Source organism: Kitasatospora sp. NPDC050463 (assembly GCF_040655255.1).
GTDB lineage: Bacteria > Actinomycetota > Actinomycetes > Streptomycetales > Streptomycetaceae > Kitasatospora.
The window spans coordinates 113,287-129,099 of record NZ_JBFAJO010000020.1; the positions used below are offsets into that span (position 1 = coordinate 113,287).

Sequence of the window (15,813 nt, forward strand, 5' to 3'; positions counted from 1 at the left end):
TCAGCGGACACCTGACCGTGGTAAGCGCTATTCCGTTTATACGCGCGTCGACAACTTGGAGTAGTTGAAAACGATCGCCCCCCTCTCCAGTGGAAAGGGGGGCGATCGATTCAGCCCAAAGGCCGTTTAAACCCGGGCGTCAGGCCTTCTTGGCGCGCGAAGCCGAACGGCCGCGCTCCTTCTGGTCCAGGACGACCTTGCGGATGCGCACGGTCTCCGGGGTCACCTCGATGCACTCGTCCTCGCGGCAGAACTCCAGCGACTGCTCCAGCGAGAGCTTGCGCGGCGGCACCAGGTTCTCGGTGGTGTCGGAGGAAGCGGCACGCATGTTGGTGAGCTTCTTCTCCTTGGTGATGTTGATGTCCATGTCGTCCTGGCGCGAGTTCTCGCCGACGATCATGCCCTCGTACACCTCGGTGGTGGGCTCGACGAAGAGCGTGCCGCGCTCCTGGATGCCCATCATCGCGAACGGCGTCACGACGCCCGCGCGGTCCGCCACGAGCGAACCGTTGTTGCGCATCCGCAGCTCGCCGAACCACGGCTCGTGGCCCTCGAAGATGCTGTGCGCGATGCCGGTGCCGCGGGTGTCGGTCAGGAACTGGGTCCGGAAGCCGATCAGGCCGCGCGACGGGACGATGAACTCCATGCGGACCCAGCCGGAGCCGTGGTTCGTCATGGTCTCCATGCGGCCCTTGCGGGTCGCCATCAGCTGGGTGATCGCGCCGAGGTACTCCTCGGGGCTGTCGATGGTCATCCGCTCGACCGGCTCGTGGGTCTTGCCGTTGATGACCTTGGTGACGACCTGCGGCTTGCCGACGGTCAGCTCGAACAGCTCCCGGCGCATGGTCTCGACCAGGATGGCCAGCGCCAGCTCGCCACGGCCCTGGACCTCCCAGGCGTCCGGACGCTCGGTCGGCAGCACGCGGAGCGACACGTTACCGATCAGCTCGCGGTCCAGGCGGTCCTTCACCATGCGGGCGGTGACCTTGTGGCCCTTGCCGCCCTTGCCGACCAGCGGCGAGGTGTTGGTGCCGATGACCATCGAGATGGCCGGCTCGTCCACCGTGATGAGCGGCAGCGCGACCGGGTTCTCCAGGTCGGCCAGGGTCTCGCCGATCATGATCTCGGGGATGCCCGCGACGGCGCAGATGTCGCCGGGGCCGGCCACCTCGGCCGGCTTGCGGGTGAGCGCCTCGGTCATCAGCAGCTCGGTGATCTTGACCTGCTGGACCGAGCCGTCCCGCTTCATCCACGCGACCTGCTGGCCCTTGCGCAGCTCGCCCTGCTCGACGCGGCAGAGCGCGATACGGCCGAGGAAGTTGTCCGCGTCCAGGTTGGTGACGTGCGCCTGCAGCGGGGCGTCCTCGTCGTAGATCGGGGCCGGGACGTGCTCCAGGATGGTGGAGAAGAACGGCTCCAGCGAGTCGCTGTCGGCCGGCACGGTGCCGTTCTCCGGCTTGGTCATGGAGGCGACGCCGTCACGCGCACAGGCGTAGACGATCGGGAACTCGATCTGGTCCTCGGTGGCGTCGAGGTCCAGGAACAGGTCGTAGGTCTCGTTGATGACCTCGTCGATCCGGGAGTCCGGGCGGTCGGTCTTGTTGATGCAGAGGATGACCGGCAGCTTGGCCGTGAGCGCCTTGCGGAGCACGAAGCGGGTCTGCGGCAGCGGGCCCTCGGAGGCGTCGACCAGCAGCACGACCGCGTCGACCATCGACAGGCCGCGCTCGACCTCGCCACCGAAGTCGGCGTGGCCGGGGGTGTCGATGATGTTGATCGTGATCGGCGCGCCACCCTCCTTGGGGTGGTACTTGACGGCGGTGTTCTTCGCGAGAATGGTGATGCCCTTCTCGCGCTCCAGGTCGTTGGAGTCCATCATGCGGTCGTCGAGGTGCTGGTGGGCGGCGAAGGCGCCGGCCTGCTTCAGCATGGCGTCGACCAGCGTGGTCTTGCCGTGGTCGACGTGGGCGACGATGGCAACGTTGCGGATGTCATTGCGCGTGGGCATGCGGAGCGGATTCTCCCGGAATCGTGGGTTACGGCGCCCGGCTGCGTGACGCCGACCGGCGATCCCTGTTGATCGCCGCCGCCCGTACCGCCTGCTACTACCGGTCCACCCGCCGGGCAGGACATGCCACGGCTTCCTCCTATCGTACGGGGAACCGTCCAGGTCGGCCGAAACGGGCAGGTCGGGCGGGATCAAGATCACAGGTTGATCACCCGCTCGTCCCCCGCCGGACACCGCGTCGCAAGCTGTCCGGCTGCGCTCGGGCTCTTCCGGCGGCTGTGCGCGACAGGGGCTGGAACCGGGCCGTGACCGGGCGCCGGCGGCCCCGGTGGAACCCAGGGCGGTGGAACCCAGGGCGGTGGAGCCCGGGCCGCTGGAGGCCGGGCCGGTCAGCGGCTGAGCAGCCCGACGTCCTGGAAGCGGGGCCAGGTGAAGCCCCAGGCGCCGGCGGCGGCCACGTCGGAGCGGACGGCGACGAGGTCGGGGCGCTGGTAGAGCGGGACGGAGTGGCCCAGCTGCCAGATCCGGGTGTCGGCCTCCTGGAGCAGGGCGATCCGGCCGGCCGGATCGAGCTCGGCGGCGGCCCGGTCGAACAGGCGGTCGATCTCCTCCGTCCCCGAACGGCCGTAGTTGCTGCCGGGCTCCAGGGCGCCGTCGGCGCCCGGCCGGGGCTTCGCGTAGACGGCGCGCTGTTCGACCGCCGGGTGGGGCCCGGCGGGCCAGGAGAACAGGGCGAGGTCGTAGTCGCCGGTGGCCAGGTGGTCCCGGACGAAGGCCTCGGCGGGCGCCGCCACCGCCCGGAGCGCGATGCCGGCCTCGGCGAGGTTGGCGGTGAGCGCGTCGGCGGTGCGCCGGGCGGTCGCGGAGTCGGCGGGGATCAGCAGGGTGAGCACCAGCGACCCGCCGTTCCGGGTGCGGGTGCCGCCGCCGGCCGGGCGCTTCCAGCCGGCCGCGTCCAGCAGCCGGCCCGGGTCCACCGGGCCGAGCGCGGAACTGTTGTCCCGGTAGCCGTCCTGGTCGCCGGCGAGCAGGTGGCTGCCGAGCGGGGCGGCCGCGAGGCCGAGCGGGGTGAGGGCGGCGTCGGCGATCCGCCGCCGGTCGACGGCCCGGACGAGCGCCTGCCGGACGGCCGGGTCGGTGAGCGGGGCGCGGGCGGCGTTGAGGGTGAGCTGGGTGAGCGAGGCGGCGGACGCCCGGTGCACGGTGATGCCGGGCAGTGCCTCGGCCCGCCGCAGGGCCTGGAGAGCGGCCACCGGGGCCCCGGCGGGCGGCGCGGCGGCGGGAGTGGCGGAAGCGGGCGCGGTGGCCGGGGCGGCGGGGGTGGCCGGGGCGGCGGGGGCGGCGGGGGTGGCCGGGGCGGCGGGGGTGGCCGGGGCGGCGGGGGCGGCGGGGGCGGCGCCCGCGCGGTCGACCGCCGCCGTGAGCGGTGCGATGTCCAGCCGGTCCTGGTCGAGCGCGTCCAGCCGGCGCTCGGCCGGCGTGGCCAGGAAGTCGATCCGGTCCGCCTTCGGCCGCTCGCCCCACCAGCTCGGGCTGCGCACCAGGCTCACCCGGCCGCCCGCCGCGTCGTACCCGGAGAGCAGGAACGGGCCCGCCGTCGGCTCCGGCCCCCCGGTCAGCGGCCGGTTGAAGGCCGCCGGGGAACCGGTCACCACCGCGGGGTAGAGCGGCCCGAACAGCGACTGCCACTCGGCGTACGGCTGCCGGAAGGTCACCCTCACCTCCTGCGGGCCGGCGCCGGGGGTGATCGAGTCGATCGCGTCGTACCCGGCCGGACGGGTGCCGGTGTAGGCCGGGTCGAGGCCGGAGAGGGCGGCCCGCTGAGCGGTGAAGTCGGCGGCCGAGAGCGGGGTGCCGTCGCTCCAGACGGCGTGCGGGTTGAGCCGGTAGGTGACCACCTGCGGCCGCTGCCCGGGCGGGGTGCAGTCGGCGGACTCCAGGTAGTCCGGGTCGGCGACCGGCCGGCCGTGCTCGTCCGGTCGGAAGAGCGAGGGGTACAGGGCGTGGGCGAGCAGCGCGGTGTCCGCGGTCGCGGCCGACTGGTAGGCGTTCAGCGTGGCGGGGGCGGCGTCCACCGCCCAGCGCAGCGTGCCGCCGTCCTGGACGGCGTCGCGGTCGGGCGGGCCGACGTCCCCGGTGACGGCGGTGGGGACGGCCGGCACGGGGGCGGGCACCGGAGTGCGGGCCGGGGCCGGGGCACCGGAGCAACCGGCCGGGCCCCCGGCGGCGAGCAGCAGCGCGGCGGCTGCGGCGGTGAGCTGGCGGACGCGCATGGCGGCCATCGAACGCCGCCCGGGCGCGGGCTGCCGTAGCGACACGGCGGGCCGCCGGGCACTGCACCCGGACAGCCGAACCGTGCCCCGCCCGCTCGCCTCCGGGCCACTGCCACCCACTGCCGACGGTCCGCGGGCACGGCGCCGTCTTCTTCGGCGGCGGCACGGCCCTTAGCCCGCTCGGCAGCGGCGCGCCCCTTCGGTCCGGGGCGTGGGGCTGGCGCCTACAGCGACAGCTCGAACCAGACGATCTTGCCCTTGGGCGTCCGCCGGCTGCCCCAGCGTTCGGCCAGCAGGCTGACCAGCTGGAGCCCGCGCCCGCCCTCGTCGGTCTCCTGCGCGCGCCGCTGGCGCGGCTGGGCGTAGCCGTCGTCCCAGACCTCGCAGACCATGCTGCGGTCGCGCAGCAGCCGCAGCCGGATCTCGCCCCGGCCGTGCCGGAGCGCGTTGGTGACCAGCTCGCTGACCAGCAGCTCGGTGGTGTCGACCAGCTCGTCCAGGCCGCGCGCCAGCAGCCAGCTGCAGGCCAGCTCGCGGGCCTTGGCGACGGAGGTCGGCTCGGGCGGCAGGAACCAGTTGCCGACCGCGTCGTCGGGGAAGGCGTGCACCTTGGCCATCAGCAGGGCGATGTCGTCCTCGCCGTGGTGCGGGTTGAGTTCGCCGAGGACGTGGTCACAGAGGTCCTCCAGGCCCTTGCCCTCGGCCGACAGCGCGGTCCGGAAGGCGCGCAGGCCCTCGTCCAGCTGGTGCTTGCGGCTCTCCACCAGCCCGTCGGTGTAGAGGCCGAGCACGGCACCGTCCGGCAGGGTCAGCTCGACCTCCTCGAAGGGCTCGCCGCCGACGCCGAGCGGCAGGCCGGGCGGTACGTCGAGCATCCGGGCGGGCTCGTCCGGGCTGAGCAGGACGGGTGGCAGGTGGCCGGCGTTGGCGAAGATGCAACGCCGGGTGACAGCGTCGTAGACCGCGTAGACGCAGGTGGCCAGATAGACCTCGCGGGCCTCCTCGTCGGCGGTCGAGGTGAGTCGGCCGTACGGGGTGGGCGAGCCGGCGGGCGCGGAGTCGTCGCCCAGGCCGCGGGCGATCTCGTCGAGGGCGGTGAGCACCTCGGCGGGGTCGAGGTCGAGCATGGCCAGGGTGCGGACGGCGGTGCGCAGCTGGCCCATCGCGACGGCGGCGCGCAGGCCGCGGCCCATCACGTCGCCGATGACCAGGGCCGTGCGGTTGCCCGGCAGCGGGATGACATCGAACCAGTCGCCGCCGACCTCGGTGTTGTTGTTGCTGGGCAGGTACCGGCAGGCGATCTCCAGACCGCTGGCGGCCGGGTTGCCCGGGGGCAGCAGGCTGCGCTGCAGGATCAGGGCGCGCTCGTGCTCGCGGCGGTAGAGCCGGGCGTTGTCGATGCAGACCGCGGCGCGGGCCACCAGCTCCTCGGCGATGGCGACGTCACGGGCGTCGAACGGCTCGCTGCCGATCGCGCGGGAGAGCTGGACCAGGCCGAGCACCTGGTCGCGGGCGACCAGCGGCACGATCAGGGTGGAGCGCAGCAGAGGGTCCGGCCCCGGCTCGGGGACGACGCTGCGGCCGGTGCGCAGCGCCCGGGCGTGCGGCGAGCGGCGCGGGTAGCAGAGGGTGCCGCCGGCCTCGGCGATCGGCAGGCCGGTGACCGAGCCGAGCACCGAGGAGGCGCCGCCGACCACGCTGGAGACGGCGACCCGGCGCAGCTCGCCACTTCCGTCGGTGAGCACGCCGTCGCCGTACCGGCCGGCGCTGGGAACGGTCTCGCCGGACAGCAGGGCGGTGTAGAGGTCGACGGTGGCGAGGTCGCAGAACGGCGGGACGACGACGTCCAGCAGCTCCTTGGCGGTGGTCTCCAGGTCGAGGGTGGAGCCGATGTGTGCGCTGGCCTCGTTGAGCAGGGCCAGGTTGCGGCGGACGCCGTCGGCCTCGCGCTCGGCGACGTGCCGGCTGGTGACGTCGGAGACCTGGCCGGCGACGCCCATCGGCTGGCCGGCCGAGCCGTTGAGGCGGTAGAGCGAGACGGCCCAGAGCCGCTTGCCCTCCCGGGTCGGCACGGCGGAGTGGAAGCGCAGGTCGAAGACGGGCTCACCGGTGGCGAGGACCTTGCGCAGCGCGGCGGTCAGCCGGTCGGCCTCGGGGGCCGGGAAGAGGTCGTGCGCGGTCAGGCCTTCGAGGTCGGTGGGGACGAGGCCCACTCCGGAGGCGAAGGCGTCGTTGACCCGCTGGAGCCGGAGCCGGTCGTCGAAGAGGACGAAGCCGGTCGGGGTCTGGCCGAAGACGGCCTCGGAGGCGGCCAGGTCGGTCTCGATCCGGCGCAGCCGGCCGAGGTCGACCGCGAGACAGGTGGCACCGGCGGTGGGCAGCGCGCTGTCGGGCATCAGGTAGAGCTCGGCGAGACCCTCGCCACCGGTGGCGTCACGGTAGGGCGTCGTGCCGACCCACTCCTCGCCGGCCAGCGTGCGCTCCAGCCGGGTGCGGCCGCGCTGCCAGAGTTCCCGGGGCACGAAGGTGCTGACCGGATCGGCGCCGACCGCCTCGGCGGCGGGCAGGCCGAAGAACTCGGCGGCGCGCTCGCTCCACTGGCTGATCCGGCCGTCGGGGCCGATCGCGAAGGTGGCGACCCGGATGTAGTCGTAGATCGACCCCGGGTCCCCCGCGCCCCACCGGTGGGCGCCGGCCGCCGGGCGGGCGGCCCGCTGGTCCCCCGGGGACGGGGCGGGCAGGTGTGGCGAACCGGCCTGCCCGGGCACAGCGGCATGACCGCTGCTGCTCGGCGCATTACGCGCCGGGGTGCTGTTCAACGGACCGACCCCTCCAAACCCGCGACCGTCCGGATGCCGAGAAGACCGAGTATTCATCATCGAGGGGTACGTTCACACGCCCTCAACATCACAACATCAGATCGGGCGAAGGTTTTTGTCCTACCGCCCGCGCAACCACAATGCCACGCTCGCGCCCCCTGCCGGAGTGCGCGCTCCCCCCGGCTGACCGATGGCATATGCAGCCCCGTTCTACTCGCGTCCTACTCGACTCCCGGCTCGTCGGGCTCAATACCCGGCAGCGCCTGCTCGAACCAGACGACCTTGCCCATGCCCTCCGCCCGGGCGCCCCACCGCAGCGCGAGCCGACGGACGAGCTCCAGGCCCCGGCCGCCCTCGTCGGCCTCGGCCGCGTGGCGCTCACGGGGCGGGTCGGGCAGCGGGTCGGAGATCTCGACCAGCAGCGTCTCGCCCAGCGTCAACCGTACTCCGATGGGAGCGCTCGCATAGCGGACCGAGTTGGTGACCAGCTCGCTGACCAGCAGCTCCGTGGTGTCGGTGAGTTCCTCGACGCTCCATTCGACCAGAGCGGCCCGGACCAGGCGGCGGGCCCGCGAGACGGCGGTGGGCTCGGCCGGCAGCGTCCAGCCGGCCGTCGGGGTCCCGGCCTGGCCGTGGCCGAGGCGGGCCAGCAGCAGCGCCACGTCGTCCGGCTCCCGGCCCTGCTCCATGGTGTCCAGCACCGCCTCGCAGGCCGCCTGGATGGAGGCGTGCGGCTGCTGGAGCACGGTGACCAGCCGGCCGAGGCCGACGTCGAGGTCCTTGTCCCGGGACTCCACCAGGCCGTCGGTGCAGAGCGCGAGCAGGCTGCCCTCGGGGATCTTCAGTTCGACCGACTCGAACGGGACGCCACCGACGCCGAGCGGCGCGCCGGAGGGCAGGTCGAGGATCCGGCCGACACCGCCGAGCAGCGGGCCGCCGGACCGGGTCGGCTCCTCGGAGTCCGCGCCCGGCACGATCAGCACCGGCGGGATGTGGCCGGCCTTGGAGACCGTCAGCCGGGCCGTGGCCGGGTCGAACACGGCGTAGATGCAGGTGGCCAGCAGGGCCTCGTCCGGCCCCTGGGCGAGGTCGTCGGCCAGCTCGTGGACGTGCCGCAGCAGCACGTCCGGCGGCAGGTCCAGGGCGGCCAGGACGCGGACGGCGGTGCGCAGCCGGCCCATCGTGGCGGCGGCCCGCAGCCCGTGACCCATCACGTCGCCGACCACCAGCGCGGTGCGGTCGCCGGGCAGCGGGATGACGTCGAACCAGTCACCGCCGACCTCGGTACCGCTGCTGCCGGGCACGTAGCGGTAGGCGACCTCGACGCCGGTGGGCTGCGGGACCTGCTGCGGGAGCAGGGTGCGCTGCAGGGTGAGCGCGGCGGTGCGCTCACGGGCGTAGAGCCGGGCGTTGTCGAGTGAACTGCCGGCCCGGTCGGCCAGCTCGACCGTGAACGCGAGGTCGTCGCGGTCGAACCCCTCGCGGTAGCCGGCCCGGCTGACCAGCAGCAGGCCGATCACGATGCCCCGGGCGCGCAGCGGCACCACCAGCATCGAGTGCACGCCCAGGTCGTGGGCGGCCTGCATCTTCGGGTCGCCGGAGTAGGTGACATCGCTCAGTTGGTCGGCGCCGGAGAGCAGCTCGGGGACGCCTGTGCGCAGCACCCGCCCGCAGGCGGAGTCCTCGGCGAAGGTGATCCGGGCACCGCGCCGGAGCATCACCTCCACCTCGGGGCCGTCCTGGACGGAGGCGGTGCCCAGCTGCAGCAGCGAGGTGCGGCGGTCGTGGCCGTGCCGGGGCAGGTCGTCGCCGTGCGCGACGGCCTGGAGCAGGATCACCGCGGAGTGGTCGGTGAGCCGGGGCACCACGGCGCTGGCCAGCTCCTGGGCGATCCGCGAGGCGTCCAGCAGGTCGCCGACCCGGGAGCCGAACTCGTTGAGCAGCGAGAGCCGGCGCCGGGCGTGCTCGACCTTGGAGACCGCCCGGTAGCGCTCGGTCACGTCCATCACGGTGCCGGAGATGCCGAGCACCCGGCCGGCCCGGTCGGTCATCCGGCTGTAGGAGATCGAGCGGTACCCGGAGCGGGCGGTGACGGGCGAGGCGAGGGTGACGTCGATGACCGGCTCGCCGGTGGCCAGCACCTGGCGCTGGATGGCGGTGATCTCGTCGGCGGCCCGCTCGGGCAGGGTCTCGCCGGTGGTCCGCCCGACGTGGTCCTCGGCGACCATGCCGTTCATCTCGGCCAGGGTCTGGTTGACGGCGGTGTAGCGCAGGTCGGTGTCGAGGATCGCGATGCCCAGCGGGGACTGCTCGAACAGCGCGTCACGCACGGCGAGGTCCCGCTCGACGGCCAGCACGGCCGCCGCCTCGGCCAGGTTGACCTGGAGGAACGGGGTACCGTCGCCGTCCACCAGCAGCGAGATCCGGGCGTCGACGGTGACCGCCTCGCCGTCCCGGTCGCGCAGCTCGGCCAGGCCGGCCCAGCGGCCGTGGCGCAGGGTGTCCTGGATCGCGGCGCGGATCCGGACGACCTGGTCCGCGTCCGGGATCAGCTCGTCGATCCGGCGGCCGACCAGCAGCTCGTTCGGCCAGCCGAGCAGTTCCTCGGCGGCCGGGCTCCACAGCACCACCCGGCCGGCGGTGTCCAGGATCGCGATGGCCACCTTCACCACGTCGAGCAGGTTGCCCTCGCGGGGGGCGCCCGGACCGCCTTGCTCGACCCCGGGGCCGCCCGGGAAGGGCCGGGCGGGGCGGCTGCGGGGGCCCGCCGACGCGGTCGCGTCGGGGACCACCAGGGACGGCGCGGGCCGGTCCGAGGGCTGGGCCTCGGACACGCCGCCGTCACCCCGGCGGCGGCCGGCCGGCGGCGGCTGCGGCCGGCGCCCACCACGGCGCAGGCGGGCACGGGCGGAGGCACTCCCCCCGGTGCCCGTGCGTCGCGCTCCCCCGCCACCGTGACCGGTATTCGACACCGACGGGGCCTCCGGCTCTGGTCGGGATCGGTGTCGCCGGCTGGGGACGGCTCACCGATGGTGACGAATAGTGCCGAAAAGTGACATACCCAGCAGAACCCAGGCTATCCCGGCTTAAGGGTCGTCTTTTCCGATTGACCTACCTGGCGTATTGCGCGTGGCGAGGGCAGCTGCTCGCGCACGGGGTGCCCTCGGGGCGGGTGCGGCACGGAAGGGGCGCGGGAGGGCACGCGAGGCGTGCCGGGAGTGCCCGCGCCCCGGCGCACGCGCGGGGGGTGCGGCGTGAGGTCGGCGCGTGGAGTGTCAGCGCGCGGGGCTCAGGCCGCAGGCGCGCAGGCCACCGGGCGCTCAGCGCGCGGGGCGAGCCACGGTCAGCAGGTGGGCGAGGTGCGGGAGGGCCTCGCGGTCGTGGTCGAGCCAGTCCAACCCGTCGAGCTCGGCGGGGCCCAGCCAGCGGAGCTCGTCGTGGTCCTGCAGCGGCTGCGGATCGCCGGACAGCAGTTCGGCCACCCAGAGCCGCAGTTCCAGGCCCGGGCGGACCAGCCACGCGCCGGGCAACCGCTCCAGCGCCTTCGCCCGGACACCGAGCTCCTCCAGCAGTTCCCGCTCCAGCGCCTGGGGCTGCGTCTCGCCGGGCTCGACCTTGCCGCCCGGGAACTCCCAGCGCCCGGCCACCTCGGCCGGAGCACTGCGGCGGGCGGCCAGCACCCGGCCCCGGTGGACGAGCGCGCCCCCGACGACGATCCGGTTCTCCATGGCCCCGACCCTATGCGGCCTCGGCCTCCACCCAGTACAGCTGCTTGTGGCCGCGGGCCTCGAACTCGGCCGCCAGCCGCTCGGCCTCGGCCCGGCCCAGGCCCTTGGCGACCACGAAGCGGTTGCCGTTGTCGTCCTGGCGCATCACCCGACAGGTGTCCATACCGGTGAGCGTAGGAGCCCACCGGGTCGGAACGGCCGGCGGCCGCACGGCATGCGGCACACGGGGCGCGGCTCGGCCCCCGGGCGTACGGTCCCGGCCCGCGTGGGGGTCGGGCCGGGACCGTCCCGACGGGGACGCTACGCCCGGCGCGCTACCGGCAGGTACGGGCCCGGTTAACGCCCGGTAAGACGCGACCGGGCCGCTTCCCGCCGTCAGGCCGAGCCCCCGCCGTCAGGCCCGGATCTCGCCGTCAGGCCCGGATCTCGCCGACCTGCTCACCGGTCGACAGGCCGAGTTCACGGCGGATCTCCACGGTCACCTTGGCCGACTTGGACACCAGCGCCTTCGCCCGCCGGATCTCACGTTCGAGCGCGGTGGCGTCGACCGTCCTCGCCGCGGTGTCCCAGACCGTGGCGGCGTCGCGCTGGGCGGCCACCAGCTCGGCCACCTTCGGCTTGGCGCCATCCGGCCAGACCACCGCGCCCTTGGACAGCTGCTCGGCCTCCTTGCGGGAGGCGTCGGCCATCCGGCTCGCCCAGGACACGTAGTCGGACCGGGCCTCGGCGACCTCGGCGTCCGGCTCGCTCCAGGAGACGGTGTTGTAGGCCCGGGCGGCCTCCAGGTAGGTCAACTGGGCCGAGGACAGCTTGCCCCGGTCGGTGCGGACACTGCCCAGGTGCTCGGCGTCGCGGTCCTCGTAGGCGCAGGTCGCGTAGCGCTCGCCGGACTTCCAGTTGGCGCGGCTCGGGTAGAGGTAGACCTCGTCCATGCCGTCCGGCACGGCCCAGTAGTCGAGTGCGTAGTCGGTGAGCACCGGGCCGCAGAGGGTCGCGGCGCTCTCCCGGACCAGGCTCTCGCCCGGGTAGGCGAGCCCGTCGCCCTCCGGGATCCGGGCGGTGCCGGCCACCTCGCCGTGGTGCGGCAGCGAGCAGGACGCCTTGAGCACCCAGAGGACCGTCGCGTCGCCGTCCTCGGAGCCCGCGGCGCCGCCGGGCGGGTTGTAGCAGTCGCCGGACTTGAGCGAGGACCAGAGCACCGACCCGGGCGCCTTCGGGGCACGGGCCGGGCGGTCGGCACTCGCGTCCACTCCGGCGGCGAGGAGGCCGAGGAAGCCCACCAGGGTGACCAGCACGCCGAGAATGCCCAGCACCACACCGGTCACCGCCATGCCCCGGCCGCGCTCGTTGCGCTTGGGGATCTGGACCAGCGCGACGATGCCGAAGGCGAGCGAGAGGGGCCACATGCAGAGCAGGCCGGTGACCAGCGCGGCGACGGAGAAGCCGTTGGTGACCTCGGGGGCCGGGTAGGCGTAGCCGGGCTGGAAGCCGGAGAGCGCGCCGGGCGGGACGGCGGCCCAGCCGGAGGCGGGCGGCGGACCGGGCGGCACCGGGCCGCCGGCGGCGGTCCACGGGTCGGCGGTGGGAACGGCGCCGGGGGCGGCGGTCGTGCCGGGGGTGGCGGGGGCGGTCGTGCCGGGCGCGGCCCACGGGTCGGCGGGCGCTGCGGGCGCTGCGGCGGTCGGTGCCGCGGGCTCGACGGCAGCCTCCGGGGCCGGGGGCCCGGCGTCGGGCCTGGTCGGCTTGGTCAGCTCCACCCGCTCCGCGGGCTCCGGAGCACCCGCCGCGACGGATTCGGCCGGCGCGGCGTCGGCCGATGAGGTGTCCACGGCCGGACCGTCCGGTGCGGCGACCGGCGGCGCGACGGCGTCCCACGCCTCACCGGTCGACCGGACAGCGTCCGACGCGGCGGCATCCGACGCGGGTACGGGCGCGTCGGACTCGGGCTTGGACACGTGGACTCCCCCGGCCCGGTCACGGGCATCAGCTCGGCAGTGACGACTCGAACGTTCCGTGGACGGACCGGCGAACTGACCTGCGGGCGGGCCAGCGGGCGGACCATGGGAACGGACGCGCGACTTTACCCGATCTTGGAGAACACCCACTCGCCCTTTTCCGACCGCCGGACGCTCAGGACCGGCGCGCCAACACCTCGCCGTGCAGCATCGCGAACCACCCGTCCTCGGCGGCCACCCAGCGCCGCCACCCGGCCGCGATCCGCTCCAGCTCCGCCCGGTCCGCGTACCCCTCGGCCACCGCCACCTCGGCGATGTCGGTCGCCAGGATCCGGTCGGCCCACAGCCCGCCCCACCACTCCCGCTGCTCGGGCGTCGCGTACGTCCAGGTGCTGGAGGTCGCGGTGACGTCGGTGAAGCCGGCCTGCCTGGCCCAGGACAGCAGCCGTCGGCCGGCGTCCGGCTCGCCGCCGTGGGCGCGGGCGATCCGCCGGTACAGCGCCAGCCAGCGGTCCAGCTCGGACACCTGGGGGTACCAGGTCATGGTCGCGTAGTCGACGTCCCGGGCCGCGACGACTCCGCCCGGTGCCGTCACCCGGCGCATCTCCCGCAGCGCCCCCACCGGGTCGCTCACGTGCTGCAGTACCTGATGGGCGTGCACCACGTCGAACTCCCCGTCCGCACACGGCAGTCCGTGCACGTCGGCGACCTGGAAGACCACGTTGGACACGCCGCGGTCCGCCGCGTACCGGGCGGCCGACTCCAGCACCTCGGCCGAGGTGTCGACGGCCACCACCCGCCCGGTGGGGCCGACCAGTTCGGCCAGCTCGGCGGTGATCGTGCCGGGGCCGCAGCCGACGTCCAGCACGGTCTGCCCGGGCCGCAGTTCGGGCCGCAGGTAGGCGGCCGAGTTGGCCACCGTGCGGGAGCGGTGCGAGCGCAGCACGGGCTCCCGGTGGCCGTGCGTGTAGACGGTGGGCTGCTGTCCGGTCATGGCGGTCCCCCTGGGTTTCGGTCGTTCCCCGCGGTCGGTTCTCCCGACGTCTCCGACGCTACTCCTCGTCCCGCATGGCGAGAAGATTCGTCTCATATTTCGATCACCATGCTCCGTGCGGAAGCCCTCGCCCGTCGTCCGAGCGAGGGTATTTGCCGTCCGGGAAGCGCTGGTTGAGGGTGAACCAGGCGGTACGGGACTACTTCCGCTCCGGCCGGGTGAGGTCCTTGGCCGTGACAGCCCTTCGAGGTGGGGCGGCGCGAGGTGCGGACCGGGGTTGGGCCACGCGGCGAACGCCGGCAGCGGGCCACCGGACGAACACCCGCCCCCGTGCGACGCGCCCCACAGGGCCGGGCCCGTACCGTGGACGGGCTCCCGACAGAACGGTTCCACCATGCCCGGCCGCCGCCCCTTCGTCCTGCTGAGCGCCGCGATGTCCCTCGACGGACACCTCGACGACGCCTCCCCCGACCGCCTGCTGCTCTCCAACCCGGCGGACTTCGACCGGGTGGACGAGGAGCGCGCCGCCAGCGACGCGATCCTGGTCGGCGGCAACACCCTGCGCACGGACAACCCCCGGCTGCTGGTCAACGATCCCGGCCGGCGGGCCGCCCGGCTCGCGGCCGGCCGGCCCGCGTACCCGTTGAAGGTCACCCTCACCGCGGGCGGGGCGCTCGACCGGGCACTCAGGTTCTGGCACACCGGCGGCGACAAGATCGCCTACACCTCGGACGCCGGCGCCGCGGTGCTCCGCCCGGCACTGGACGGGCTGGCCGAGGTGGTGGCCCTCGGCGAGACCGTCGGGCTGGGCGCCGTCCTGGACGACCTCGGGGCCCGCGGAGTACGGCGGCTGATGGTCGAGGGCGGTGGCAGCGTGCACACCCAGTTCCTGGCCCAGGGCCTGGCCGACGAGCTCCAGCTGGCCGTCGCCCCGCTGCTGGTCGGGCAGGCGGACGCGCCGCGCTTCGTCCACCCGGCGGCCTTCCCCGGCGGACCGGCCCGCCGGATGCGCCTGCTGGAGGCACGTACCGTGGGCGATGTCGTCCTGCTCAGGTACGCCCCGAAGGAGCCCGCCCCGTGACCAGCGCACCGTCCGACCTCGCACACCTGCGGCGGGCCGTCGAGCTCTCGCGCCGCTGCCCGCCCTCCACGACGGCCTTCTCGGTCGGCGCGGTGATCGTCGGCGCGGACGGCGAGGTTCTCGCCGAGGGCTGGAGCCGGGAGACGGACCCGCACGACCACGCCGAGGAGTCGGCCCTGGCCAAGCTTCCGGCGGACGATCCGCGACTGCGCGGCGCGACCGTCTACAGCTCGCTGGAACCCTGCGGCCGACGGGCCTCCCGGCCGCTGCCGTGCGCCCGGCTGCTGATCGCGGCGGGCGTCCCCCGGGTGGTGGTCGCCTGGCGCGAGCCGGACCTCTTCGTCACCGACTGCCAGGGCACGGCGCTGCTGGAGGCGGCCGGGATCGAGGTCGTGGAGCTGCCGGAGCTGGCCGACGAGGCCCGCGCGGTCAACGCTCACCTGCTGGACTGATATCCCGCCCGCAACGGCAACGAAGGCATCGGCGAGCCAGAACCACTGAGGCACGGCCCTCCAGGGCTACTGATCGCGTCGCACCAACGACGAGCACCGCCTGATCCACAGGTCGGCGAGGACTCGATCCTGATCGCCCAATGCCGCTACCACTACGAAGACTGAGCACGGGAGAGATCAGGACTCGCGCCAAGCGAGGCGGGCCCCGTCCGACCCGCACACATGGCAGATCGGCCCAGCTCAAAGCAACCAGATGCTCAGACGTGAAGTGGAATTTCCACCACAACGCTGTGACCTGCGGAAGTGTTGGCCCTGAGGGCCTAGGTCAGCACGGTGACAGCACGCCAGGGCCGGGGATCAGTAGTGGTACTGAACTTGATTGCGTGATGTCGGCTGTTGCTGAGCTCAGCCGTCCATGATCAGTCCGGTCTCGGTGAGGCAGGCGTCGATCAGATGGGCTCGGTACTGGATCTTCTTGAGCTTGCGCTTGACGGTCCTGGTGA

At 74.0% G+C, this 15,813-nt stretch carries 8 protein-coding genes and 1 pseudogene; 1 reads left to right on the top strand and 8 read right to left on the bottom strand.

Translation table 11 applies throughout. The features are described 5' to 3' along the window. Positions 1–139: 139 nt before the first annotated feature. The 8 genes from typA to AB0J08_RS15660 form a co-directional block, all read right to left on the bottom strand. Positions 140–2,008, bottom strand: a complete 1,869-nt coding sequence (gene typA / locus AB0J08_RS15625) for a translational GTPase TypA (protein WP_360633021.1) — start codon at positions 2,006–2,008, stop codon at positions 140–142. 389 nt (positions 2,009–2,397) lie between these two features. After that, the gene (locus AB0J08_RS15630; RefSeq protein WP_360633024.1) at positions 2,398–4,281 is read right to left on the bottom strand and encodes an ABC transporter family substrate-binding protein; all 1,884 of its coding nucleotides are present in this window, start codon (positions 4,279–4,281) and stop codon (positions 2,398–2,400) included. Positions 4,282–4,505: 224 nt separating this feature from the next. Then, the gene (locus AB0J08_RS15635) at positions 4,506–6,938 is read right to left on the bottom strand and encodes a SpoIIE family protein phosphatase (RefSeq protein ID WP_360633062.1); all 2,433 of its coding nucleotides are present in this window, start codon (positions 6,936–6,938) and stop codon (positions 4,506–4,508) included. 383 nt (positions 6,939–7,321) lie between these two features. Further along, the gene (locus tag AB0J08_RS15640; protein WP_360633027.1) at positions 7,322–9,934 is read right to left on the bottom strand and encodes a SpoIIE family protein phosphatase; all 2,613 of its coding nucleotides are present in this window, start codon (positions 9,932–9,934) and stop codon (positions 7,322–7,324) included. Between the two features lie 486 nt (positions 9,935–10,420). After that, positions 10,421–10,828 carry an NUDIX domain-containing protein gene (locus AB0J08_RS15645; protein ID WP_360633030.1) on the bottom strand — a complete coding sequence of 136 codons (408 nt, stop codon included), beginning with the start codon at positions 10,826–10,828 and terminating at the stop codon, positions 10,421–10,423. 10 nt (positions 10,829–10,838) lie between these two features. Continuing rightward, positions 10,839–10,991 carry an SPOR domain-containing protein gene (locus tag AB0J08_RS15650; protein WP_360633033.1) on the bottom strand — a complete coding sequence of 51 codons (153 nt, stop codon included), beginning with the start codon at positions 10,989–10,991 and terminating at the stop codon, positions 10,839–10,841. A gap of 250 nt (positions 10,992–11,241) precedes the next feature. Further along, the gene (locus AB0J08_RS15655; RefSeq protein ID WP_360633036.1) at positions 11,242–12,783 is read right to left on the bottom strand and encodes a DUF4190 domain-containing protein; all 1,542 of its coding nucleotides are present in this window, start codon (positions 12,781–12,783) and stop codon (positions 11,242–11,244) included. 175 nt (positions 12,784–12,958) lie between these two features. Beyond that, the gene (locus AB0J08_RS15660) at positions 12,959–13,777 is read right to left on the bottom strand and encodes a methyltransferase domain-containing protein (RefSeq protein ID WP_360633039.1); all 819 of its coding nucleotides are present in this window, start codon (positions 13,775–13,777) and stop codon (positions 12,959–12,961) included. Between the two features lie 394 nt (positions 13,778–14,171). On the opposite strand from AB0J08_RS15660, the pseudogene AB0J08_RS15665 reads away from it, so the two are divergent. Further along, positions 14,172–15,310: pseudogene (locus AB0J08_RS15665) on the top strand (dihydrofolate reductase family protein). The last annotated feature ends 503 nt before the right edge of the window (positions 15,311–15,813 follow it).